Annotated in this window: 17 protein-coding genes and 2 pseudogenes; 4 read left to right on the forward strand and 15 right to left on the reverse strand. The window is 57.3% G+C overall.

Annotated elements, in window-relative coordinates; all coding sequences use genetic code 11:
• Window positions 1-6: 6 nt before the first annotated feature.
• The 5 genes and pseudogenes from FFS09_RS03800 to FFS09_RS03820 all read right to left on the reverse strand — a co-directional run.
• Complete coding sequence (locus FFS09_RS03800; protein ID WP_137917526.1) at window positions 7-1,317, reverse strand: efflux RND transporter periplasmic adaptor subunit; 1,311 nt, start codon at window positions 1,315-1,317, stop codon at window positions 7-9.
• 7 nt (window positions 1,318-1,324) lie between these two features.
• Window positions 1,325-2,602, reverse strand: a complete 1,278-nt coding sequence (locus tag FFS09_RS03805) for a TolC family protein (protein WP_137917527.1) — start codon at window positions 2,600-2,602, stop codon at window positions 1,325-1,327.
• A gap of 238 nt (window positions 2,603-2,840) precedes the next feature.
• A complete protein-coding gene (locus FFS09_RS03810; protein ID WP_137917528.1) occupies window positions 2,841-3,182 on the reverse strand; it encodes a CzcE family metal-binding protein in 342 nt (113 codons plus the stop codon).
• Window positions 3,183-3,520: 338 nt separating this feature from the next.
• Window positions 3,521-4,543 (reverse strand): class I SAM-dependent methyltransferase, encoded by a 1,023-nt coding sequence (locus tag FFS09_RS03815; RefSeq protein ID WP_137917529.1) that lies wholly within the window; start codon window positions 4,541-4,543, stop codon window positions 3,521-3,523.
• Window positions 4,544-4,579: 36 nt separating this feature from the next.
• Window positions 4,580-4,855: pseudogene (locus tag FFS09_RS03820) on the reverse strand (integrase core domain-containing protein); the annotation flags it as partial.
• A 64-nt stretch (window positions 4,856-4,919) separates the two neighbouring features.
• On the opposite strand from FFS09_RS03820, the gene FFS09_RS03825 reads away from it, so the two are divergent.
• Entirely contained in the window at window positions 4,920-6,272 is a 1,353-nt protein-coding gene (locus FFS09_RS03825; protein WP_137917602.1) for an IS30 family transposase, read from the forward strand.
• Between the two features lie 31 nt (window positions 6,273-6,303).
• On the opposite strand, the pseudogene FFS09_RS31670 reads toward FFS09_RS03825, so the two are convergent.
• The 3 genes and pseudogenes from FFS09_RS31670 to FFS09_RS03845 form a co-directional block, all read right to left on the reverse strand.
• Window positions 6,304-7,189, reverse strand: a pseudogene (locus FFS09_RS31670) (IS3 family transposase); the annotation flags it as partial.
• A 23-nt stretch (window positions 7,190-7,212) separates the two neighbouring features.
• Window positions 7,213-8,295, reverse strand: coding sequence for an SEC-C domain-containing protein (locus tag FFS09_RS30855; protein ID WP_137917530.1), 1,083 nt, complete (start codon window positions 8,293-8,295; stop codon window positions 7,213-7,215).
• A 36-nt stretch (window positions 8,296-8,331) separates the two neighbouring features.
• Window positions 8,332-9,006 carry a YkgJ family cysteine cluster protein gene (locus FFS09_RS03845; protein WP_137917531.1) on the reverse strand — a complete coding sequence of 225 codons (675 nt, stop codon included), beginning with the start codon at window positions 9,004-9,006 and terminating at the stop codon, window positions 8,332-8,334.
• Window positions 9,007-9,564: 558 nt separating this feature from the next.
• On the opposite strand from FFS09_RS03845, the gene FFS09_RS03850 reads away from it, so the two are divergent.
• On the forward strand, window positions 9,565-10,317 hold the full coding sequence (locus tag FFS09_RS03850) for a TorF family putative porin (protein ID WP_137917532.1): 753 nt from the start codon (window positions 9,565-9,567) through the stop codon (window positions 10,315-10,317).
• Between the two features lie 161 nt (window positions 10,318-10,478).
• On the opposite strand, the gene FFS09_RS03855 is transcribed toward FFS09_RS03850, so the two are convergent.
• Window positions 10,479-11,534: a porin gene (locus FFS09_RS03855; protein ID WP_137917533.1), complete on the reverse strand. Its 1,056-nt coding sequence runs from the start codon at window positions 11,532-11,534 to the stop codon at window positions 10,479-10,481.
• Between the two features lie 333 nt (window positions 11,535-11,867).
• Here FFS09_RS03855 and FFS09_RS03860 point away from each other — a divergent pair, with 333 nt between their 5' ends.
• Complete coding sequence (locus FFS09_RS03860; protein WP_137917534.1) at window positions 11,868-14,342, forward strand: heavy metal translocating P-type ATPase; 2,475 nt, start codon at window positions 11,868-11,870, stop codon at window positions 14,340-14,342.
• A 100-nt stretch (window positions 14,343-14,442) separates the two neighbouring features.
• On the opposite strand, the gene FFS09_RS03865 is transcribed toward FFS09_RS03860, so the two are convergent.
• From FFS09_RS03865 to FFS09_RS03880, 4 genes are all read right to left on the reverse strand, one after another.
• Window positions 14,443-14,787 carry a CzcE family metal-binding protein gene (locus FFS09_RS03865; RefSeq protein ID WP_171019855.1) on the reverse strand — a complete coding sequence of 115 codons (345 nt, stop codon included), beginning with the start codon at window positions 14,785-14,787 and terminating at the stop codon, window positions 14,443-14,445.
• Window positions 14,788-15,013: 226 nt separating this feature from the next.
• Window positions 15,014-16,348, reverse strand: a complete 1,335-nt coding sequence (locus FFS09_RS03870) for a heavy metal sensor histidine kinase (protein ID WP_137917536.1) — start codon at window positions 16,346-16,348, stop codon at window positions 15,014-15,016.
• Complete coding sequence (locus tag FFS09_RS03875; RefSeq protein ID WP_137917537.1) at window positions 16,345-17,031, reverse strand: heavy metal response regulator transcription factor; 687 nt, start codon at window positions 17,029-17,031, stop codon at window positions 16,345-16,347. The genes FFS09_RS03870 and FFS09_RS03875 overlap by 4 nt, the downstream gene beginning before the upstream one ends.
• 455 nt (window positions 17,032-17,486) lie before the next feature.
• Window positions 17,487-18,476 carry a porin gene (locus tag FFS09_RS03880; protein WP_137917538.1) on the reverse strand — a complete coding sequence of 330 codons (990 nt, stop codon included), beginning with the start codon at window positions 18,474-18,476 and terminating at the stop codon, window positions 17,487-17,489.
• A gap of 2,096 nt (window positions 18,477-20,572) precedes the next feature.
• Here FFS09_RS03880 and FFS09_RS03885 point away from each other — a divergent pair.
• Window positions 20,573-20,857, forward strand: coding sequence for a CopK family periplasmic copper-binding protein (locus tag FFS09_RS03885; RefSeq protein ID WP_137917539.1), 285 nt, complete (start codon window positions 20,573-20,575; stop codon window positions 20,855-20,857).
• 11 nt (window positions 20,858-20,868) lie between these two features.
• On the opposite strand, the gene FFS09_RS03890 is transcribed toward FFS09_RS03885, so the two are convergent.
• Entirely contained in the window at window positions 20,869-22,239 is a 1,371-nt protein-coding gene (locus FFS09_RS03890; RefSeq protein ID WP_137917540.1) for a heavy metal sensor histidine kinase, read from the reverse strand.
• Between the two features lie 15 nt (window positions 22,240-22,254).
• Entirely contained in the window at window positions 22,255-22,935 is a 681-nt protein-coding gene (locus tag FFS09_RS03895; protein WP_137917541.1) for a heavy metal response regulator transcription factor, read from the reverse strand.
• Window positions 22,936-23,174 lie beyond the last annotated feature (239 nt).

Here is a 23,174-nt window from a genome sequence, read left to right on the forward strand (position 1 = left end):
CGGCCTTTAGTGCGCGTGCGTCGCCGAGCTCTTGCCCTGCTCAGACTTGACAACGAAGCTGCCGTCTGCGGCATAGGACTCACCAGCCTTCAGGCCATCTAGAATTTCAACGCGCTGACCGTCAGTGCGTCCGACACGGACAGGTTTTGCGACGAATCCGCCATCAACCTTTGTGAAGACCGAGGTCTTGTCTTCCACTGTTTGAAGTGCATTTGCGTCTACTGTTACCGCAGATGCCTTGTCATTTTCATTGGTAAGCACTTCAACGGTCACGAATAGCCCAGGCCGCCAGGCGCCCTGCGGGTTGCTCAACTCAACCCGAGCGGGAGCTGTTCGAGTTTGCGCACCAATCAGCGATCCGACGAAGGCAATCTTCCCCTCAGCAACGACATCTGCGGCATCGGCCTTCACTCGTACACGCTCACCAACTCGAACCTTGGGAAGGTCACTTGCTCCCACACTCATCTCAGCCCATACCGTTGAAAGGTCGGACAAAGTGAACACGTTTGCATCCTCGCGCACCGCCTCGCCGATGGCGATGTGCTTTTCCACAACCATCGCATCGAAAGGTGCCCGAAGCTCAACTCGACCTAGAGCCCCGGAACCGACTGACGCCCCTAGAGTTTTCAGTTTTTGAGTGGCATTTGCCACTGCAATTTCTGCTTCACGTAGCGCTTGGCGGGCTTGCAATACATCCTGCTCCGGCGAGATCTTCTGCTCCCACAGGGTGTATTCACGTTCGTATGTTGTCTGTGCAAGCTCACGGCGCTTTGCCGCCGCTTGAAGTTCAGACCTGACCTCTGACACGGTGGAACTGGAAACCACAGCCAAGATTTGGCCGCGAGACACCTTCTGTCCAAGATTTGCGCTCACACTCTCGACGACGCCTGCTGCTCGGGGCACGATGTGCGCGGTGCGGTCCTCGTTAAATCGTATCTCTCCAGGGAGCTGCAGCGTGGTCCGAATCACAGCAGGACCACTTTCTTTAATCACGATACCGGCTGCCTTTACCTGCTCGTCCGTCAAAGACACCTTTTCATCTTCGTCTTTATGTTCCTCTTCGCTTGCGCCGCCAGGTGATTTGCCATGCTCAGTGGAAGCGTTGGACCCACCTACCTCCTTGGCCTCAGCTTTTACGGCACCTCCTTCAACCTGTGAGCTTTCTTCCTCATGGCCATGGCCATCGCTGTCGCCATGGCTCTCTCCGCCTCGCAGGATGAGGGCTCCTCCAGCTGCGCCCAACACCAGGATGATGGCGATGATGATGAGCTGCTTTTTGTCAGGTCTAGCATTCATAGATGATTTGGTCGTGGCCATGGCGGGTTCAATTTTGAGGAACGTTGTTTCCGAGGAGCCGAACGACATCTGCTGCCGCTCGATGAGATTCGCCCAAAGAGCGCAGGTACTGGGATCGCGCTTGTAGCAATGTCCGTTGAGCATCGAGAACGTCGAGGTATTCGAACTTTCCAAGCTCAAACCCTTGCGCGGCGGCATTGAAGGCGAGCTGCGCACTGGGAAGGATTTCCGCACTGACGGCGGCCACTTCTTGTGAGGCGATTTCCATTCGCTGTCTTGCAATTGCGAGATCGGCTCGCAAACGCAACTCAAGGGCTCGGGCATCGTCTTCCGACTTATCTCTCCGTCGTAGCGACTCGATGATGTTTCCGCGATTGGTGTCAAACACGGGCAGTGGAATCGAAACCCCGACGATGGCCATCGAGCGACCGTCCTGCTGAGAACGCCGCATGCCGAGGTTTACGGCAATGTCTGGCTTCCGCTTTGCCTGTTCCAGATCCGAGAGCGCTGACAGTCGGCTCGTCTCAAGTCGCGCTTGTCGCATCGTCGGTGAGTTCTCCACGCGAGCCTGCAGGACGTCGATTGGAGGGAGGGTTGGAAGAAGTAGAGCATTTCCATCCAAAGTGTCGAAGGGCACCCCGCCAGCCAGAAGCGCACGCAACTCTTGAAGCTGCGCTGCCAGCTCACCTTGCGCCTGGACAAGTTCGAGACGTACGTTAGCCTCTGCGACCTTCGAGCGTGTCTCCTCCAGGGGAGACACTTTCCCAGCCTGCACTCGCTTGGACGCAGCTTGGCTGCCGGAGCGAGCGATGTTCAGAGACTCTTGCGCCAACCTCACACGCTCCTGGGCTAAAAGCGCAGAGAAGAACGCAGATGTAACGTCGGCCTTCAATTGAGCTTCAGTCGCCTCGCTCTTGACGCGAATAGCTTCTAGTGAGCGCTCCGCCGCGGCAACGCTCGCTGAGCGTTTCCCGCCAAGCTCCAGAGGCTGGCTCCAGGTGACTGTTGTGCTACGCATACCCGATCGGAGGTCCTCCACCTCTAGATCAAGCGAGGGGTTTTGATAGACCCCTGCCTGCATGAGCGCGCCTTGAGCAGCTTCTATCTCGCGTCTGGCAGCGGACGACGTGGGGCTGTTGTCGAGGGCAGCCTGCAGTGCGGCACCCAACGTCAGTGGCTGCACCGATTGCTTTGAGGACGCCACTCCCACTGGTGGAGCGCTATTGGGAGCGACTTGCTGTGCGTTCGCTCCAACTCCGACGAGCATCGCAAGCCCTAAGGCGAGCGACATGGGTTTCCTGGTCATTTGGTTTCTCCCGTTGACCTACATATCAATGAACGCATCGAGGCTGCACGGCAAGGCTTTGTTTGGAGCACCAGCGGATGATGCAAAGTCGCGGCCGCCATCAGATAGCATGTATGTCTACGTGCTCAACTGGCTCAGAGCTTGTCAAGCAGTGAGGTGCTGCCTCTTGGGAGCAAGATCTTTTCGACGGATCAGCCTCTACGGAGGTCCGAGCACGTCGCTTGGACAAGAAGACCTGCTACCGGCGATAAAGCTGGTTTCTGGCCACGTAAACGCGGTAGTCGTTGGCAACGAAACCCGAAGGCGCAAACTGCTTCAAGTTCCAAGACCGACCATCAAGACCGTTGAAAGTCCAAGCAAACGTCTTTCCGCCTGCATCCTGAAACAAGATGGTTTCGCCATATGTGACGCTGGCGGACTTCGTGGACGTCACATCCACAACACGTACGTTCTTCGCTTCCACTGCAAGTTGCCCGTAAGGAGACTCGCCGCTACGAAGCGTGTCGGCCGAAGCAGCAGTTGTCAGAAGAAGGGAAGATGCAAGGGTGATCGCAGCAAGAGCGACTTGGAGTGTTTTCATCGGAGCCTTAGATTCAGTCAGAAAGGAAGCCAAATTTCTCTTTTTGGCACTGACGGAACTGTAGAACTGCCATCTCCACAGTTCGAAAACCGGTAAATGACAAATCAGTCATATTGGGTGCAATGGCTCAGGGCAGCATGAACAACTGATGGCATCAAAAGGGGTAAACCGTGGCGACAGACGGGCTCGTAGAACTCTTCAGGAAGCGCTGGGGGATTACTGTCCTGCGGTCTCGTCGAAGTGGAATTCCGCAGTGGCGCCTGTGAGCGGACCTTAGACCTTCCCATGACCAAGTTGCTAGCTGCTACTTGTTTGCTGGGTCTCCATGGTGCACCCCGTTAAGCGCATCGCTTCTGCACCCAGAATTGATACATCCCAACAAAGGTGTTGGGGTTTTCTGTTTCGAACTTGTGCCATAGATGTAGGTCATGGACCGAGTCATCTTCAGCAAAGCGCGTCCGGAATCTACGAAGCACGTCTGGCTCAACATGCAAGCCTACGAAGTCGAGCGACAGTCCATCCAACAGCGCAGCAATCGCCGGCAAAGTTGTGCGGTGCTCCTGCACGTGGAACAGCAGGTCGCGGCACGCACTCAAGCCGTAGAAGTCGCCGAACGCAGCGAGCTGGCCAAGTGCTTCCGGACAATCGGCCCCCATGATTACGGCGCGACACTCTCGGATACCTTGCGGGGTGGCGGGAAAGCCCTGATGGACGATGAATTGGCGCGCGGCAACCACCGGCGAGCGAGCGATCTCACTGTACAGCCCGACTAGCATGAATCCACCTGGACGCAGCAGTTGCAGCAAAGAGCGCCAACCCGCTTCGGGGTCTTCCAGGTGGTGCAGAACCCCTACGGACTCGATAAGGTCAAAGCGCCGGTTAAGGATGGACAGCCGCAGTATGTCGGCTTGGGCGTACTCAACATTCCGTAGTCCAATTTCATGAGACTTGCGCATCGCATAGGCAAGGCTGCTTGCACTCAAATCAATCGCGAGCACTCGCGCATTGCTGTATAGGCTTGCACTCTCAGTAGGATGACGCCCGCTTCCGCATCCGGCAATGAGAACGTCGACCGAACCGCTTGTTCTCATTGGCCGGAAGCGCGCGTGTGGAATTTGCGTGCGCAGCCGGTCTTCCAACGCGAGGGGAGCGGGGACCAGAGAGGGCTTTACCCAGCGGGGGTAGGGATTCTCTTCGTACTGTTGCTGGACCTTGCAAGACGTGTCCTGATCTACCTCCGTAAGCCTTGGCAAGGCAGCCCGCCAATCCACCTCCTGCCGCACTTCATCAATCTGCTGGCGTATCACACACCGGAATGAGTCAGGCCAAGCCATATCCCTTATGGCATCGGCAAATGGCATTGAAGTGGGCTTCCCCCAGTTTCCCGGACGGTTTGCTTAGCCCATTAAGCCTTGCTCAAAGTCGACTGGGCTGAGGAAGTCTAGCTTTGAGTGTTTGCGCACCGGGTTGTAGAAGCGCTCGATGTAATCGAACACGTCGGACCTGGCTTCTTCCCTTGTCCGGTAGATCTTGCGACTGAGCCGTTCGGTCTTCATGGACGAGAAGAAGCTCTCCATCGCGGCGTTGTCCCAGCATTCACCTCGACGACTCATGCTGCAGGTGATGCCTTGTGCCTTGAGCAACTGCTGGAAGTCGTCGCTGGTGTACTGGGTGGATTCAACTGGTCGTTGCAACACCTTCAACCAGGAGGTGTTTATGGGACGACCCGCAGGATGGATGACGCAGTTGACGGGGAGGGACGCAATGCGCTCTCCTGGTGCGCCGTCGCTTCGGCGTGAGACTGAGCGGCAGTTCTGGAAGCAGATCGCGACCGGAATCACGAGCGAGAAGGCGGCAGAAGCCGTGGGCGTGTCGCAGCCGGTGGGCACTCGCTGGTTCCGTCATCGTGGCGGCATGCCATTGTTTCTGTCCAAGCCCGTGTCTACGAGGTATCTGTCATTCTCGGAGCGAGAGGAGATCGCACTCTTGCGAGCTCAAGACGTTGGCGTGAGGGAGATCGCTCGTCGTCTGGGACGTAGTCCATCGACCGTCTCACGGGAGCTGACGCGCAACGCTGCCACGCGAGGCGGGAAGCTCGATTACCGGGCATCAGTCGCGCAGTGGAAGTCCGAGTTGGCGGCCAGACGGAACAAGCCGGCCAAGCTCGTGAAGAACCCGCGTCTGCGCCAATACGTCCAAGAACGGCTGGAAGGCAAGATCCACGATGCCAAGGGAAGAGAGATTGAAGGGCCTCGGCAGGCTGCGTTCATCGGGCGCAACAAGCCCCATCGCGGGGACCGCAAGTGGGTCAATGGCTGGTCGCCAGAGCAGATTTCAAACCGGCTGCTGCTCGACTTCCCGGATGATCTGTCTATGCGCATCTCGCACGAAGCCATCTACCAGGCCCTGTACATCCAGGGCCGAGGCGCCCTGAAGCGCGAGCTGGTGAGCTACCTGCGCACAGGGCGCGCTTTGCGCGTGCCCCGGGCCAGAGCCCAGGCCAAAGCGTGGGCACATGTCAGTGAGGAGGTCATGATCTCCAGCCGTCCTGCAGAGGTAGAAGACCGTGCAGTCCCTGGACACTGGGAGGGAGACTTGATCATCGGCTTGGACAGGTCGGCCATTGGTACGCTGGTGGAACGGGCGAGCCGCTTCACGATGCTCGTGCACCTGCCGCGTGAGTCGGGATATGGACTGAAGCCCCGCACGAAGAACGGTCCCGCGTTGGCAGGTTACGGTGCCATCACCATGGCCAATGCCCTCAAGAGAACGGTGACGAAGCTGCCTACCCAGCTCTGGCAATCATTGACCTGGGATCGCGGCAAAGAGCTGTCCGACCATGCACGGCTGACCATCGAGTCAGGGGTGAAGGTCTTCTTTGCCGACCCGCGCAGTCCATGGCAGCGCGGCACCAACGAGAACACGAACGGCCTGCTGCGCCAGTACTTCCCCAAGGGCACCGACCTGTCTCGGTGGAGCGAGCAAGAGATTGAAGCCGTGGCATTGACACTGAACAACAGGCCACGCAAGACGTTGGACTGGAAGACACCAGCGGAAGCACTGAATGACTACCTAAAATCCGTCGCTTAACCCGGTGTTGCGACGACCGGTTGAATCCACCCTGACTGCCCTGGTCCGAGTGATGCATCAGCGAGCTGGGTTTGCCGCGCCGCCAAAGAGCCATCAACAAAGCGTCGCTCACCATCTTGGCCTGCATGGTGTCGCTCATCGACCACCCCACGATGCGGCGTGAGTACAGGTCCATCACCGCTGCCGCATACAGCCATCCCTCGGCCGTCCAGATGTAGGTGAAGTCGGCAACCCACTTCTGGTTCGGACCACTGGCCTCGAAGTCGCGTTGCAGATGGTTGGGCGCGATGTGGTTCTCAAGCCTGCTGCCTGTATCGCCAGGTAGCCTGCGTCGCTTGTGGCGGGCTTGCAGCTTGGCCAGGTGCATCAGCCGGATGACCCGGTTCATCCCGCAACTCTCGCCCAGCGCTCGAAGGTCGTGCCAGACGCGGGACTGCCGTAGGTGCGGTCGCTGAGCTCGAAGCTCTCTCGGATGAGGCGGGTGAGCCTGGCGTCGTCCTGGCTGCGCTGGCTCGGCGCTCTGTCCATCCATTCGTAGAAGCCGCTGTGAGAGACCGCCAGAACCCGGCACATGGTGCGGGTGGGCCAGACACTACGATGCCGCGCGATGAAGCCGTACTTCACTGCGGGTCCTTTGCAAAGTAGCCGAGCGCTTTTTTTAGGATGTCGCGCTCCGTGGTCACGCGACGCAATTCGCGTTGCAACCGCTCCACCTCCGTGGCGGCCTCACTGCGCAGCGGCCGGTTCGGCCTGAGGTCCAACACCCCACCACGCTCCTGGGTGACCCAACGCCTGAGCACGCTGGTCTGAATACCCAGGTCCCGTGCAATGTGCGTAGCGGTGGCTCCAGGCTGCTTGCACAGCTTCACTGCCTCACGTTTGAATTCGTCCGTGAAGCTCCTTCGGGTTCTTGTCATGCCTATCTCCTGAACACATCATGTCATTGGATGTGTCCGGGAAACTGGGGGAAGCCCAAAGACAATGGCTTATAGCTAGCGAGCGCCAACAAAACTTGGGGCGCCGGTGCGTTACCAGAGTCGATGGCCAGGCTCGCGTGCTCTACAAGTCTGTTGACCTTCTCTGCCTCTTCTACGCTCAGGATCCAAGCGTACTCGTTGATAAAGCATTGTTGTGCCAACGCGGAACGTAAACTCAGCAACGCATCATCTATCGCTTCGAAATTGAGAGCGTCATCCAGAAGCGTCTCACGAACCATCGTCAGCCAACGCTCAAAGATGCGATCGCAAATTGTCGCACTCTCGAGTAACGTGAGAAAAAGCCTGTCTTCGTTCCAGTCGGCAAGGGATTGCACAACGCTGGCCGCTTTCGATACTTCTTCTCGTACACCTGGCTCGCACAGTAGAAACTCGATGGCGGCAGGGGCGAGTTCCTCAGGCCGGCGCCAGGCCTCCGCAATTGCACGCGTCAGCAGCGGGCGTAAGTGAGTTAGGCCTGGCGTGACGCGCAGGCGCTGCATGCATTCGGCAAGGCCAATCTTCACTTCTGTTGCCTCTCGAATGGCTAGCGCCTCTTGGTAGCTAGTCAGGGCCTGCAGTGGCTGCCCCAAGCGGTTAAGCACTAAGCCCAGGTTGCAATGGGCCTCGAGAAATCCTGGCGCAGACGAGATGGCTTGGCGGTAGTGAGAGGCGGCTTGTTCAAACTGGGCGTGCCGCATGTGAACGAGCCCCAGGTAATAGTGGGCTTCCGGGAACTGCGGGCGCGCCAGCGCGGCCCTCTTGAAGAGTTCCAGAGAATAGCGAACATCTCCGTTTTCACAAGCCAAGACGCCCAACAGATACAGCGCATCCGGCTGCGCCGCATCGAACCGAAGGATCGTTCGACACAGGCTCGCAGCTGCAGGCGCCTGTCCTGACTCGACAAAGCTCCATGCCTGATTCAATGCATCGACCGGGCTGGGCGCTTGTTCTGCGTCAATGGGAACGCAGTCAGCCAACATGCAGCAATGCTTGTACTTTTTCCCGCTGTAGCACGGACACGGCTCGTTACGCCCAGCTGCGCTCATGTTTCCCCTCTACATAGGACGACATGCTCCACGATTTCAGTCGTCCTCAGCCAATAGCGGAAAGACAACCTCACCCTTGAACCAACGCTCCTCGCAGGATGGGTCTGTCAGTGCGATGAGAAGTGCCTCACCGAGCTCGTGGATGGAAAGGGAGCTCTTGGCCTTCGCATACGCTTCTCGAACACCACTGATGAGCGCCAATGACTTAAGCGCCAACTCGCCATCTTCCAGCGCACTGATTCCTGGTCTCTTGCACTCCTCGACATCCAGGGATAAGTACTTCCTGCACGTTGACGGTCTGTCTTCGTAGACGGAGCAACGGTCGTCATTTAGCAAGGGGCAGTTCATCCAGTGCTCTGCCCTACGGACACCTTGTGACCTTTGAACATGAAGACGAAGTCGCTCAGTCACTAGGCTTAGCTGTTCGTCTGGTAGCGCCCGCAGCCTTCGAGCCAGAACAAAAACCTCAGGCGGGAAGACTTCAATACGGAAGTTGCAGCAGTACGAGCACCCGGGTTTGCAGTCGAAGCGCACATCTGGTCTCGCTTGAACTCTTGTTACCAGCTCGTCTATCTGCCCATGAAGCGTGTGAATCGCATGGATGGCGAAAGTCTTGTTCTTGTTTGCCGAAAGCATCTGGCGATAAGTCTTCTGCTGCCTTTCGGCGATGGCTCTGACTTCGGCTTGACGCTCCTGGGAAAGAAACTCCACGGATAGTTGTCCTGGGATTGAAGGCACGGTGTCAAACCGCACCCGAGAACAAAGCCATCGGCCCTGAGATCACAGTGGACGTGGACCGAGTGAACGTTTACAAACTTGGCGGTCCATCGGATCGCTTCACGGTTGCCAGCGGCAACTGTCATCTGTTGGACTTAATTTAGAGAACGCACCGGCACAAACCGACATCCGAACGATGACAAATGCGTCACCTTCTGCTTATGTGTCAGAAGAGCCAAGTCGCTTTCAACCTCGCTCTGACCGGTGGAAGCGGTCCGTGCCAGCAGTGGGCACCTAGGTCGAACGGAGAAACGGCCGAACATGCAATGGGGAGTTGCACGAGGGGAGTTGCTTTCAAGTTGTTGAATCGAGCTATTACCGACAAAGACGCTAGCGTTTTATCAAATTCAATGAAGTTTTCTCTTGGTGAAACGGTATGCCATAGGAAGCTGTCTACGTCGAGTCCCGTGCCCTAGTTGCTTGCAATCAAGGGTGGGGGTCAAAAGCTCCGACTCGGCTTTTATCTGTTCATCACCACTTGAAAGCTCACTCATGAAAACAATCATCTCCCCCAAGACTCTGGCCGTCCTTACCTTGGCTGCGCTCCCCATGCTCGCCAGCGCACAACTGAGCGCGAACGTCAGTCTCGTCACCAACTACAAGACACGCGGTCAAGACCAAGACGTGCGGGAAGGCAAGCTGCGGCCTGCGTTGCAAGGCGGCTTTGACTACGCCCACGCAAGTGGTTTCTATGCCGGAAACTGGAACTCGACCGTCAACTTCCAGACGAGTGCCACGGGCCCGACTGCGAACCTGGAAAGCGATCTCTACGCCGGCTACAAGTTTGCAACCGGCGGGCTCGGCTGGGACGCCGGTGTTCTGCGCTATCACTACACGGGCGCCAGCGCTGCGAACACCACTGAGGTGTACCTGGGCGTGGGTTGGGGCCCTCTGAGCGCCAAGTACTACCACACCGTTTCTGACGACTATTTCAATGCTGCGGGTGCCGCGCTCGGGTCGGGCTTGAAGGGCAAAGGCACTGGCTATCTGAACGTTGCTTACGCTCAAGAAATCGCGCCAAATTGGACCTTGAAAGCGTCGCTGGGCTACACCTCATACAGCAGCGACATCGCGCTGCCCAACTACGTTGACTACAGCGTTGGCGCCGCCTACGACCTGGGCGATGGCTTCTCCGTTTCGGGCGCCATGGTCGGCGCGACAAAGAAGAACTCGTTCCTCGGCAAGGTGGATGGCAAATCTGTGAACGCGAACACGATGGTCGTTATGTTTACCAAGTCCATGTGACCCTCTAGGGTGGACTTAGGTCGAAAGAAAGGCTGACACTGCCGCCCGAAAACGCACGATAAAAAAGGGCTCAAGAACCGTAAGGTTCTTGAGCCAATTCCACGGGGAGCATCTTATGCGCCGCAGTACAGACCCCACATCTGACACTGCGACTGTTTTTATCAGAACGAGTGACGAACGCCGACGGAGTAGCCGGTTGCAGTGTCACCAGCAGCGATGAGCGGCGATGCCAGGGAAGACGAGGAGACTGCGAAGCCGCGATTGGCGTTGCTGTCGTTGCTCACACGAGCGAGCAGACCGTAGAAAACAGTGCGCTTGGACAGCTTGTGGATGTAGCCAAGACCCAGTTTCGAGGAGTCGGCGTCGACTTGGTTGCGGGTGTTGAAGCGCGTGTAGCCGATACGGAACTCACCCGACTGGCCCACCGGGGCCGACGCACCCAAGGTGTATGCATTGACACCCCGCCCCGCGCCACGCTCGGTGGCAACCAACAGCATGGGCTTCACGAAGCCGAGGTCGTACGACGCGCCGAGGTTGAGCGCTTTGTAAGTCACCTCCTGGATAGCAGTGCCTCCCTTCAGCTGTGCATAACCCAATGCGATGTCGAGCGGGTTTGATTGATAGCCCACGCGAGCGGAGACAAAGTTGCCACGGCTGTTGTTCGGCTCGCTGCTGGCTCGTTCGCCCAATCCGTATTGCACCTGGCCGTGGAAGCCGCCCATCTTGGGAGTCAGGTAAGAAACGATATTGCTTGCGCGCTTGGAGTGACTACCCTCTTGCGTGCCAGCAGCTACCGTTGCGTTGCCGAGCATGTTGTTGGCACCGCTCCCAGCCACTCCGATGTCGCCGAACGGGTCGAAGGTCTCGACGTTCAGATAGGACGCGAGCTTATCCCGGCCAAGTCGAACCTCGCCAAAGTCGCCCATCAAGCCAATAGTGGAGCGTCGATCAAAGCGAAATGTTGTACCGCCGTTGTCAACGGCAACGCTGCCTTCAAGCCAAAAGCTAGCCTTGAGACCTCCGCCCAGGTCTTCCACACCTCGAAAGCCGAGCCGGCTGCTAGATTGTTCACCGCTGGAAAGCCCCGTGACGCTCGCAGTGTCGCTGGACAGTCGCGTCACGGATGCGTCGACAACACCGAAGAGCGTGGTGCTGCTTTGCGCAAACGCCCCTGCAGAGGTTGCGAGAATCGAAAGGGCGATGAGAGAGTGTTTCATTTCGTCTATTGCTGTGCAGTTGAGTTGGACCGTGTTCCGATGCGAACTACATCGCAAGGACTCGGTGGAACGACAACCCAAGTCGGGCTGACACAACTGATTAGACCGACGCAATGTGACAAAACGGGGACGAAAACACTCCTGGCGAGCTTTGCACCATGGATAAAAATCATATAACTTGAATGTGACGTGAACATGACTTTTGCGATATGTTTTCGGTGCACGTGTCCGCCGTTCAAGAATCAAGCATTCACGAAGTTCTTCGCATCCGCCATGCGATCAAAGTTCTGCTCTGTTCTCTTCAACTCAGTCGTATAGAGCGACCATCACGTTATGTCTGAAAAGCTTCGCCTCGACCTCCCTGTTCTTCTGCCGAGCATTCCTGGTGAAGCAGATGCCTGCGTTCAGCGGCTGCAACAGCTGCTGCGCAATCGGCCTGGCGTCGACGATGTACATGTCCGACTTGGCGTCGAAGAGAAACCGCCGCAGCTATGCATCCACTATGACCCGGACCAGCTGTCGTTAACGCGCATTCGGGAACTCGCGAAAGCCGCTGGCGCAGAAATCTCTAGCCGCTTTGGCCACCTGCAGTGGCAACTTGACGGGATGAACCATCAAAGAAAGGCCGGGTTCGTCGTCGACCGTCTGCAGAAGATGGAAGGCGTTCTTGAAGCTAACGCAAACGCCTCAGGGCTCCTGCACATCGAGTTTGATCGCGAAAAGACCTCGGAAGATGTGATGCGTGCCGAACTCTCAAGCCTTGGCGCGAGCCCGCGTGAGGGAGAGGAAGACCACAGCGCTCATAGCCACGACCACGGGGACCACAAACACGCATCCGGCGGCCACGAAGGGCACCAGCATGGCGGCGTGTTTGGCGCGAACAGCGAAATGATCTTCGCACTGATTTGTGGCGCGCTGCTTGGTGTGGGAGCGGTCACGGAAAAGCTAGTCACCGGCGCACCATCCTGGCTTCCTCTAGCCTGTTACGTCGCTGCGTACTTCTTCGGTGGTTTCTACACTTTGCGAGAAGCCATCGACAACTTGCGACGCAAGCGATTCGAGATTGACACCCTGATGCTGGTCGCAGCTGCCGGCGCAGCCGCTCTCGGCTCATGGGCTGAGGGCGCTCTTCTTCTGTTTCTGTTCAGTCTGGGCCACGCACTTGAAAGCTATGCCATGGGTCGGGCAAAGCGTGCCATTGAAGCATTGGCAGAACTGGCGCCTGACACGGCAACCGTTCGCCGCGATGGGCAGGTATCCGAAATTGCGGTGGAAGAACTCGTGGTCGGTGACGTCGTCCTGGTGCGACCCAACGAGCGCCTTCCCGCTGATGGATTTCTTCTGGTCGGTACAACGAGCATCAATCAGGCGCCCGTCACTGGCGAGAGCATGCCCGTTGACAAGCGACCGGTGGATGATGCTGCCGTCGCTCGCGCTAGGCCCGACTCCATCGAATCAGTCTCCCGCGTGTTCTCGGGCACCATCAACGGTGCGCATGCCATCGAAATTGAGGTGACTAGGCGCTCCACAGATTCGACACTGGCCCGAGTGGTCAAGATGGTCAGCGAAGCGGAGACGCGCAAGTCTCCGACACAGCGATTCACGGACCAGTTCGAACGCATCTTTGTACTTGCTGTTCTGTTGTTGGCGTTCCTACTGCTGTTTGCCTGGGTGGTCGTAGACGAGCCATTCCGCGATAGTTTTTATCGCGCCATGGCGGTTCTTGTGGCTGCGAGTCCATGTGCGTTGGCAATTGCGACGCCTAGCGCGGTGCTGTCAGGCATCGCCCGCGCAGCGCGAGGCGGCGTTCTGATAAAGGGGGGCGCTCCTCTTGAAGAGCTCGGCTCCCTCAATGCAATGGCATTTGACAAGACCGGCACACTGACGGAAGGCCGCCCGCGAATCACTGATGTGGTGACAGCTGAAGGTGTCACCGAGGCGGAACTGCTCGCTGTGGCGGTTGCAGTCGAGTCCCTGAGCGACCATCCGCTTGCTGCCGCGATAGCGAAAGATGGTCGTGAGCGCTTGGGGCAGCAACCCATCCCAACCGCCAGCAATCTCGAAAACTTGATTGGACGCGGGGTGACTGCCACCGTGGGCGGGCAGACAGTCTGGATTGGCAAGGCAGAACTCTTTGGAAGCGATGGCATCGCCCCCTTGGGTGCTTCGGCCGCATCCGCCATTGAACGTCTGCGTGAAGCAGGTCGCACATCCATGGTTGTGCGCAAGGGTGAGCGTGATCTCGGCGCCATAGGACTGCTTGATACCCCACGCGAAGGCGCACGTGATGCACTGAAGCAGCTTCGAGAGCTCGGCATCACCCGCATGATCATGATCTCCGGGGACCACAAGAAGGTGGCAGAAGCGGTCGCCCGCGAGGTAGGACTCGACGAGGCCTGGGGCGACCTAATGCCCGAGGACAAGGTGGAAGCGATTCGCAAGCTTCGCGAAGAAACCAAGGTGGCAATGGTTGGCGATGGCGTCAATGACGCGCCCGCTATGGCCAACGCGACCGTGGGCATCGCTATGGGAGCTGCGGGCTCAGATGTGGCACTTGAAACCGCCGACGTGGCTCTCATGGCCGACGACTTGAGGAACCTTCCTTTCGCCGTAGGCTTGAGCCGCCACACGCGTTCGGTAATTCGTCAGAACGTCTTTGTGAGTCTTGGCATCGTTGCGGTTCTAGTGCCTGCGACCATCATGGGTCTCGGCATTGGAGCAGCCGTTGCCGTTCATGAGGGTTCAACACTTCTGGTCGTTTTCAACGCACTGCGCCTTCTGGCCTACAAGGGCCGCGACAAGAAGTAGAACGGGCACACACCATCCGTGTGCAGACCGTCTACTCCAAGCGGCTGTCGTGGCATACCGTCCCGACAGCTTGGATTTGCTCATTTTGAGCGATGAACGCTCAACTGCGATACAGCGGATTGCGGCTCACAAAGACGCGGAACTCCTTGTCGGAGAAGCCAGCCGGGGCAATCTTGGCAAGGTCCCAGGAACGGCCGCCAACACCATTGAAGGTCCACGTGAACTGGTTGCCTCCATTGCCGCGAAAGACGACGGTCTCACCGTAGGAAACATTGGCGTAGCTGGACGTACTCAGGTCGATAACACGTGCCGATGTCGTAGCAGGAGCGGGTTGGCCAATCAGCGCCTGCTCCTTGCTAGAAAGGCCTGCAGCGGAGGCGCTGGCCAGCGTGGCTGCAATTGAGACTGCGAAGGCGGCTTGACGGAAGGAATGGAGTTTGGACATGCAGGACCTCATAAGTGATTTGGAACGCCTCTCGTGTGAGGCAACAGCTGCCGTTTCGGCACTGAGAAGCACTGTATGAGTTGGTCCGCAACAACATGAAGTCATCAAAATGACAAATCAGTCATATTTGAAAACCATGCTGAACAGTTAGCGCACAGCCGATAGGCTGAGCGACATAGGCCGCCCGTTGAACTGTCTTCACTAATGAGGCCGAGCGGTTGTCGACCTACTTGGCGAACCGCTTCAGAAGGATACCCACGCTGGTGATGCCATTGCTCGATGCAGCCATGGTTGCGCCACCATGCATACGCGCAATAGCCGCAACAATCGAGAGGCCGAGACCGTGGTTTTTGCTAGCGCCGCTGCGTGATACATCGGCTCGGAAGAATCGGTCAAACATCCTGGAGAGGGTCTGCTGGTCAATCGGAGCCCCACTATTTTCGACGAGAACTGTCACCTGCTCGAAAGCATCGGGCTCAATCCTCACCACTAGGCTTGAGCCCTTTGTGGCATAGCGGGTGGCATTGCTGACCAAGTTGGAGAACGCGCGCTGTAACAGCTGTAGGTCGAACTCTCCATCGACGTCCCCCTTCACCTCAAGGGTTAGTCCAGCATCATCGAGGGTAGCTTCGTGATACTCAGCAACACGTCGCACGACTGCCGCGAGGCTGGGGGTTGATGTGCGACGCGCAACTGCCCCCCTGTCCGCTTGCGAGAGAAACAGCATGTCGTGCACTATCCCAGCGATGCGCTGCAAATCCTCCAGATTCGAACCGAGCAACTCACGTATCTCGTCCGGACTCTTGGATGAATGCATCGCCAGTTCAGCACCGCTCATCAACGTCGTCAGTGGTGTCAACAACTCGTGGGCCACGTCAGCGTTGAAGCCCTCCATTTGTTCGTAAGACTGGTCGAGACGGGCCAACAAATCGTTGAATTGCGCAATCAGCGGAGCGAGCTCGTCAGGCTGTCGTGAACCATCCAGTCGGTGGTGCAGCGTTCCTGCCGTGAGCACTTGTACCTGGGCCGAAAGTTCACGCAAAGGCCGCAGACCTATCCATACCAGGAAAGAACCGCCGAAGGAAATCAGCAGTACGCCTCCCACCGCCGCCCCAAAGAGAATCAATGCGATGCGCCGCAACACCAGAGCGTCGCCACCTACATCCAGCGATAACTCTGTGCGAAGCATTTGCTGGCCAGGCTTCGGGGAGTCGAGGTTAAACTGAATCACTCGTCGCTCACGCCTCGATGAAGGCAGCAGTTTTTCGTGGAAGATTGCCCCATCTGCCTGCACCACAGAAAGCCCGAGCTGGGGATGGCCAACCACGAAATCGTCGAGCTCGTGCTTGAGCTTGACATCATTGCCAGTGCGGGCGGCCTCGGTGGCAAGATACGTGAGAAGGGCCTGCTTCTGACCCAACTCCTCCAGCTGGCGCGCCTTAAACGCGTAGTGTGTGGCCCCGTACACCGTCGCGCATACGATTAACAGCCCTCCCAAGCTCTGCCACGCAAGCCAGACCGACAGCCGCCGTCCTAGCGAATTTGCGCCCTTCTGATTCATTCTTGTCGGGGTTCCAGTATGTAGCCGACGCCGCGAACCGTGTGAATCAACGGGCTGTCAAATGGTACATCCACTTTGCTACGCAAGCGTCGGACTGCAGCGTCCACCACATTTGTGTTGCTGTCAAAGTTCATGTCCCACACTTGCGAGGCTATTTCGGTTCTCGAAAGTACTTGACCTTGCCGTCGAAGGAGCAAAGAAAGAAGGCTGAACTCTTGAGATGTCAGGAGAATCTTCTGCCCTCGGCGACACACCTTGCGACCGACTAGGTCAACTTCAAGGTCAGCCACGCTAAGTGACGTGAGTTGCTCCGCCCCTGGTCCCGTCTGCTCTCGTCTCAACAACGCCTGAACCCGGGCAACAAGTTCAGAAAATGCAAAAGGCTTGACCATATAGTCGTCTGCACCAGTGTTCAGACCGCGCACTCGGTCTTCCACTTTTACTCTGGCAGTCAGCATTAGCACCCGCGTGCGCTTACTCTGGCGCAATGCGGCCAACAAGCCAAGCCCGTCGATGCCGGGAAGCATCCCATCCAGAACGATGAGGTCGTAGTCGGACTCCATCGCGAGATGCAGGCCATCAATGCCGTTATGCGCAAGATCCACCACGAAGCCCGCCTCCTCGAGCCCTTTTCGAAGGTACTCCGCTAGCTTGACTTCATCCTCAATCACCAACAGTTTCATGTGCATCAAACCCCAAAAAATGGTCAACCCAGGTGGCGCACAGAGATGTGCTTAGCACGCCGCCTCTCAGGTGCGATGATTGGACACCTTTTTTCAATTGGCGTTCCCGCCAGGAGATGGCCAGACCACTCGCCGCCCAAGATGCTGCTGAACCACGAATCGCCGGTAGGTCTTTGCGTTCGGAAGCAAACCCGCCTTGCTTGTACAGGGGGTGGCCACCTTCCCATATGGAGCTCGTGGAAGTGTACGTATCGCAAAACCCTTGTCAGCGGTACGGCCAAGAGTGGCAAAGCGCAATCTTCCAGGAAAGCAGGACCATTCACTTTTGATACCGACGCGACAAGAGAAGGCTTTAGCCTGAAAGGCAAAAGGCCTCGCATCCCTGGAAGGAACTTGAGGCCTTTCTATTCCGCAGTTGACTCTCGGCCCGTCGGGCTGCCGAGAGTGAGCGAAGCTTAGAAGTTGTGGCGGATACCCACGGCAACCGAGCTGAAATCGGCACCGGCGACACCAGTCATGTATGTAGCGTTGCTGTTGTTGTTTACACGTGTGTAGTACCCGTAAACCTTCGTGCGCTTGCTCAGGTTGTAGTTGTAGCCCAGCGTGTATTGGGTAGCATCGCTGTCTACGATGTTCTCGTATTCGCCTGCGCGGCCCACGTTCACATGAAACTCCGAGGCGCCAACGCTGTAGGCAGCCGCCAAGCGAAGGTTGTTGCGCGTTCCAGCTCCGGTAGGCCGAATCTGATTTGCGTCATCGTTGCGCTGGTAGTAGCCACCAAGCGTAAATTGGCCAACGGAATACAGCGCGCGCAAAGAGAGCTGCTTGTTGCTGTCAATGACGCTGTACCCTGCGCCAAGGTCCAGCGCACCCATGGCGTAATTGGCAGCGAAGTCGTAGCCGTTCTTGCCACCGGTACCGGGCGCTTGCTCATGCAGAACGACCGAACCTTCTGCAGTGAAGCCACCGATGTTGGGGGTGCGGTAGGCAATCGTGTTGCCAGTGCCGGGGCCACCGAACCACACCGGGTCGTAGTACAGGGCGTCAGACGAGGAGCCCGTATCGTGGTTGTGCAGGCTGACGTAGTCGGCAGAAGCGTAGTACGAGGCGGGGAAGAAGTTGCCCAGGCGAACGGTACCAAATCCGCCCGACAGGTTCACTTCGCTGTGGCGACCGAAGAGCGCACCACTGCCAACACCGGTGTCCGACTGGAAACCGCTTTCCAGCTGGAAGCCAGCAGTCAGACCGCCACCGAGATCCTCAACGCCCTTGAAGCCAAAGCGCGAGCTGTTGTTGGCCACAACCGTGGTCTTCACACCACCCACATCTTGGCGTTCCACCGTGGTATTCACACGGCCGTACAGCGTCACGCTGCTTTGGGCAAAGGCGGCGGTGGTCCCGAGGAGGGCGAGCACGACCAGTGCCGAACGATTCGTCTTGTTCATGAGATTTCCTTTACGCTGATAGCTCTATTCAGAGACTAGTTGGGGGGATGAATCGCACCTCGTATGTTGGCCAAAAATGTCACCGAAGACGAACAACCAAAATTGATGGCTGTCTGACCAAGCGCATGACGACGGTGCGTACCCGTGACTATGTTCACGTCTACGCATGAACGCTCCCCCCGCGCCTAGTTGAGGAAAATTCGCTAGCGATTTGCCCGGAAACAAGCGCAATTCGTTGCCCCCTTCGCACGCACCAACCCACACCGCCCTTCCGACGTTGTGTTTTTCCGTCACAACATACGAGAAGCTCCAATCGTGAAAATAACAATTTGGTGACGATATCGTCATCAGAGCGAAAGCTCGTGGAAACCAGCATCTCGATAGATTCCTCGACAGGTTTCTATGGGAGTTCTGAAGAACATGCGACGTCAAGACGTTCAACTGCTGGCCCTTGCGAGACAAGGGGACTTGGATGCGCTATGCGAGGTTGGGCAACGCTACTTGCAAGGTATGCAGGGCTTTCCCCAATACACGGACCTAGGCCTTAAATACCTATCTCACCCAGCACTTTCTACTTCGGAGCGCTCCGCCAGGATAATTGCGGAAGGACTTTCGCTTGGCGACATCGTCCGGCGCGACCTGGCCCTCGTACTGGCCGCCGCAGCAAGCGCTGGTTCAGCAGCTGCTTGCCTCAAGCTGGGTGTATGGCGTGGGTTGACGCAGTGGGACGAGGAGCCTGCTCTTGAGCTATGGGAGCGAGCCCAATCCTTAGGGAGTGAGACGGCCTCGAGGGCTCTAAACGCGTACAAGAACTCCGATGACAACCGTCTCCTATCGGCACTGACAACGTTTGTTGAGGAGCCCGAAATTGCGACAGAAAGCACCGTCGCACACGCACTCTGTGAGGCCACCCGTGCAGTTGACTCTGCGCTCGTCATTCAACGTCTAAATTTCGCTATCGCGCTGCCGTTGGAGCGGGGCCCTGAGTTGTGCGATGCAATTTGTGATTCCCTGGTCTTCCTGCAACGCAACCAGGTGTCTCTACCCGAACTTGACAGTGCGACGCTTCATGCCGTCCTGGAGGACTGTGTGGCCCGAAGAAACGCCGAAGCGGCTTTGCTTTTGGGGCGCGCGTCTTGCGGCATAGACACTGCATTTGCGTTGTCCGAGAGTCTTGTGCCCAGACGGAATCTTCGAGGGGGTACCGCGCTACTACTTCGTGCAGCGGACGCCGGTTTGAGTGAGGCCTGGCTGCTCCTCCACAGAGTTCACTCGGACGGCCAAGGCTCCGTGGCCAACCCTCAGGCAGCTCTCTTTTTTCTTGAGAAAGCAGCAGCCAGTGGAAACGCCAATGCGCAACGCCAGCTTGGCGCCATGATTCTCAAATCAGCTACTGGAATCGCAGAGCAGGAGCTTGGGCTCCACTGGATGTCGCAAGCTGCAGGCCAAGACGACGCAATTGCGAAAAGTCTGCTGCAGTCGTTCGTTCTTCCCGTGCAAGGAACTGACGACGACGCTCTACATGTCATTGAGGAACTACAAAAGATCGACCCCTGGGTCGCGCATCGCTTGCGCGTCTCGAGGCATTTTGGGTTGACCAAAGCTGAAGCAACGTGTGTAGACGTGGTGTCCGGCGTCAGGTCTTGGGGTCTCGTTGTTTCAAGCGGAGCAGCAGACCGCAATCAGAGAACCAGATTTGGCCGAGCTATACCGGCGCTAAAGGGTCAATTTATCGACAGCTTACGAGAGTCCGCCGAGTTCTTCCGACTCGCAGGCGAGGGCCCAGTGCTGTCCAACGCCGAACAGCGACAGCGGTCGCAGAAGCTTCGATACCGACTTGACCGCAGCGGCGTCGACGAGTCCATGTTTTTCGCACAAGTCCCGACATCGACTCTCACTTCACTTCGACACGGATCCAGCTGGGCGCAGGGGGTACGACAAACCTTGCGAACCGCGATTGCCCATTGAACGCCCCTGTCCTGACAAAAAAGTAATGCTCAGGCAGCGCTTTCGTCACGGCTATCTGGGTAGCTTAGGGGGGTACGCATGTACTCCGAAGCAACCGTGCTGTTCGGAAAATCAAAGAAGGAACAGATATGAAAACGAAACTTGCCATCGTGGCTTTTGGCCTCGCCTCCACCTCCGTCTTCGCTGGGCACGCCGCCGTCGAAGCCGCCAAGGAAATCATCCCACTCAAGGACGGAGGCAGTCTCTACATCTTCCCTGATGGAAAGATGGGCAAGGAGAGCCGGGTAGGTACCGCCGTGTATCTGAAGAAGGGCAAAATTCTGGAGACCACAGATGGTCGATCAATCCCTGTCACGAGCAACGAAGTGGCCCGCATGGACTATCTTCTGAACAAAGACCACAGCAACAACTGAAGCAAGTTCACCTAGTGCGATGGGGACATCACCTTCTCAAATTCGAGAACAAAGGTGTTGACCCCAGCTAAGGACGTCAGTTTGACTTGACCGTGGTGGGCTCTCATGATGGCTTTGGTGATAGCAAGGCCTAGGCCCAGACCCCCGGCATCTTTCACCTTCGGCGACGAGAGTCGTACGAAGCGGTCAAAGAGCGACGCTTGAGAGGCAACGGGAATCTCTTCTCCCCTGTTGGCAATCGCCAGACTGGCCTTGCCTTCAGCTGTGCTGATGCTGATATCGATGGTGGATGCGGGCTGCGCATATTTGACTGCATTTGACAGCAGATTGCTGATTGCGCGACGAATCATCAGACGGTCACCTTGCACGCGCGCGGAGCCCTTGACTGCAAAGCTCAGCGCCTTTTCGCTTGCCGTAACGTCATAGAAATCAACCAACGATTGAGACTCCACATCGAGCTCGATTAGTTGGACAGATGGCAGAGCGTGCATGTTCTCCGTTCGTGCCAGGAAGAGCATGTCTGAGATAGTGCGAGCTTGGTCTTGCAGTTCTTCCGATATCGTCTCAATCGTGCTTCGGTACTCGTCACTGGTTCGTGATTGAGCCAGTGTGACTTGCGCGACAGTCAGAAGGTTGCTGACTGGCGTTCGCATCTCATGTGCCAGATTCGCCGAAAAGGCGCTCAGGCGGGCAAAGTCGCTTTGGAGGCGATCCAGCAAGCCGTTCAATGAGTTAGCAAGATCGCGCATCTCCTTTGGCCAACTCTGTGCCGAGATCCGCTCCGACAGCCTATTTGCATTTATTTGCTCGGCTCTTGCTCTCATCGTAGTAAGGGGCTTGAGGCCGCCTCGGCTTGCTAGCCAGCCGAGCATCGTGCCCACCATCACCGCGAAGCACACATACCCCAACGTCTTCATGGACAACACGTCCAGGAAGTCCGTGTGCTGGCGTGTGTCTACTGCGGCTATCACTGAGAGCTTCTTTGAGCCCTCTCCACCGAGGCTGACTTCGAAGCGTTTGGCATGAAAGCTGTGGGCTGTCCTTCGCCAGTCTTTGACCTCCCCAGCGTTGGCGAACTCTTCTGCTAGGCCCGCTGGCAACTGCAAATCTCGATGTTCAAATAGGTCACCAGTGTCGCTGAGCACTTTGATGTAGAGCCCAGCATGCCCGGGCATGCTTGTGGCAAGCCACCCCCTCAGCTCATCCTCTGTCCGGCTATTTCGCGCCGCCTCAGCGACGAGCTGGACCTTACCCTGCAGCAACAGCTCGTCCAGCTCGTGAAACCGGCTGCTTGTTTCCCGAAAGACCAGCCACGAGAATCCGGCTAAGACTACCGCCAGCACGCAGGCGAATAGAATCGTCAATCGAACGGTCAACGACATAGTTCTCAAACACTTTCAGGGCTCGGGTTCGTCAAGCACGTAGCCCATGCCACGCACCGTTCTAAGCAGCTTGGCGTCGAACGCGTCATCGATTTTTGATCGGAGCCGCCCCACTGCGACAACAATCACATTGCTCTCACTGTCAAAGTTGATGTCCCACATCAGCGAGGCTATCAAGGTGCGCGGGAGGACCTCTCCTCGGCGCCGCATGAAGAGCTCAAGTAGCCCGAACTCCTTCGCTGTCAGGTCCAAGCGGCGGCCCGCCCTGCTAGCCCGTCTACGCACGAGGTCCAACTGCAAGTCGGCCACTTGGAGCGTTGTGGCTTCCTGGGACTGGGTACCTCTGCGCAACACCGTCTTTATGCGTGCGAGAAGCTCGGAGAACGAAAACGGCTTGATCAGATAGTCGTCTGCTCCCAACTCAAGACCTTTGACGCGGTCTTCAATGCTGTCTCTCGCGGTGAGGTACAGAACCGGCAGATGAGGCTTCTTTCTCCGCAACGAGCGCAACACCGACCATCCGTCAATTCCAGGCAAATTCACATCCAACAGCACTAGGTCGTAGTCACCCTCCGTAGCCTCGTGCAAGCCGTCAACTCCATCCCGCATCAACTCGGTGTAGTACCCCGCTTCTCTCAGACCTTGCTTGAGGTATTCGCCCGTATGGGCTTCGTCCTCCACGATAAGAATTTTCATATGGCGACCGTCTCCAAGGCTCGGCAGTTTGGCACGTGAAGTTCTTCAATCCGGAATGTGACGAACATGTAATTCGGCTGACAGAGCGCTGTTGCACTGCAATCCCCAACAACGTCCTGGCCGAGGGAAGCCAGACCCCTGCGGTGCTATGGCAGTCGGCAATGGAGTTGCTTATCGGTAGGCCTTGCCTCCAGAGTGGAGGAAGTCGTGCAAAACCGGGGCTGGTCATCCTGCGATTG

Source organism: Hydrogenophaga sp. 2FB (assembly GCF_005503365.1).
Taxonomy (GTDB): domain Bacteria; phylum Pseudomonadota; class Gammaproteobacteria; order Burkholderiales; family Burkholderiaceae_C; genus Hydrogenophaga.

Bases quoted from the DNA above. Each gene is read 5' to 3' on its own strand.
- FFS09_RS03800 (WP_137917526.1), bottom strand. From the start codon at position 1,317: ATGGCCACGACCAAATCATCTATGAATGCTAGACCTGACAAAAAGCAG.
- FFS09_RS03805 (WP_137917527.1), bottom strand. From the start codon at position 2,602: ATGACCAGGAAACCCATGTCGCTCGCCTTAGGGCTTGCGATGCTCGTC.
- FFS09_RS03810 (WP_137917528.1), bottom strand. From the start codon at position 3,182: ATGAAAACACTCCAAGTCGCTCTTGCTGCGATCACCCTTGCATCTTCC.
- FFS09_RS03815 (WP_137917529.1), bottom strand. From the start codon at position 4,543: ATGCCATTTGCCGATGCCATAAGGGATATGGCTTGGCCTGACTCATTC.
- FFS09_RS03825 (WP_137917602.1), top strand. From the start codon at position 4,920: ATGACGCAGTTGACGGGGAGGGACGCAATGCGCTCTCCTGGTGCGCCG.
- FFS09_RS30855 (WP_137917530.1), bottom strand. From the start codon at position 8,295: ATGAGCGCAGCTGGGCGTAACGAGCCGTGTCCGTGCTACAGCGGGAAA.
- FFS09_RS03850 (WP_137917532.1), top strand. From the start codon at position 9,565: ATGAAAACAATCATCTCCCCCAAGACTCTGGCCGTCCTTACCTTGGCT.
- FFS09_RS03855 (WP_137917533.1), bottom strand. From the start codon at position 11,534: ATGAAACACTCTCTCATCGCCCTTTCGATTCTCGCAACCTCTGCAGGG.
- FFS09_RS03860 (WP_137917534.1), top strand. From the start codon at position 11,868: ATGTCTGAAAAGCTTCGCCTCGACCTCCCTGTTCTTCTGCCGAGCATT.
- FFS09_RS03865 (WP_171019855.1), bottom strand. From the start codon at position 14,787: ATGTCCAAACTCCATTCCTTCCGTCAAGCCGCCTTCGCAGTCTCAATT.
- FFS09_RS03870 (WP_137917536.1), bottom strand. From the start codon at position 16,348: ATGAATCAGAAGGGCGCAAATTCGCTAGGACGGCGGCTGTCGGTCTGG.
- FFS09_RS03875 (WP_137917537.1), bottom strand. From the start codon at position 17,031: ATGAAACTGTTGGTGATTGAGGATGAAGTCAAGCTAGCGGAGTACCTT.
- FFS09_RS03880 (WP_137917538.1), bottom strand. From the start codon at position 18,476: ATGAACAAGACGAATCGTTCGGCACTGGTCGTGCTCGCCCTCCTCGGG.
- FFS09_RS03885 (WP_137917539.1), top strand. From the start codon at position 20,573: ATGAAAACGAAACTTGCCATCGTGGCTTTTGGCCTCGCCTCCACCTCC.
- FFS09_RS03890 (WP_137917540.1), bottom strand. From the start codon at position 22,239: ATGTCGTTGACCGTTCGATTGACGATTCTATTCGCCTGCGTGCTGGCG.
- FFS09_RS03895 (WP_137917541.1), bottom strand. From the start codon at position 22,935: ATGAAAATTCTTATCGTGGAGGACGAAGCCCATACGGGCGAATACCTC.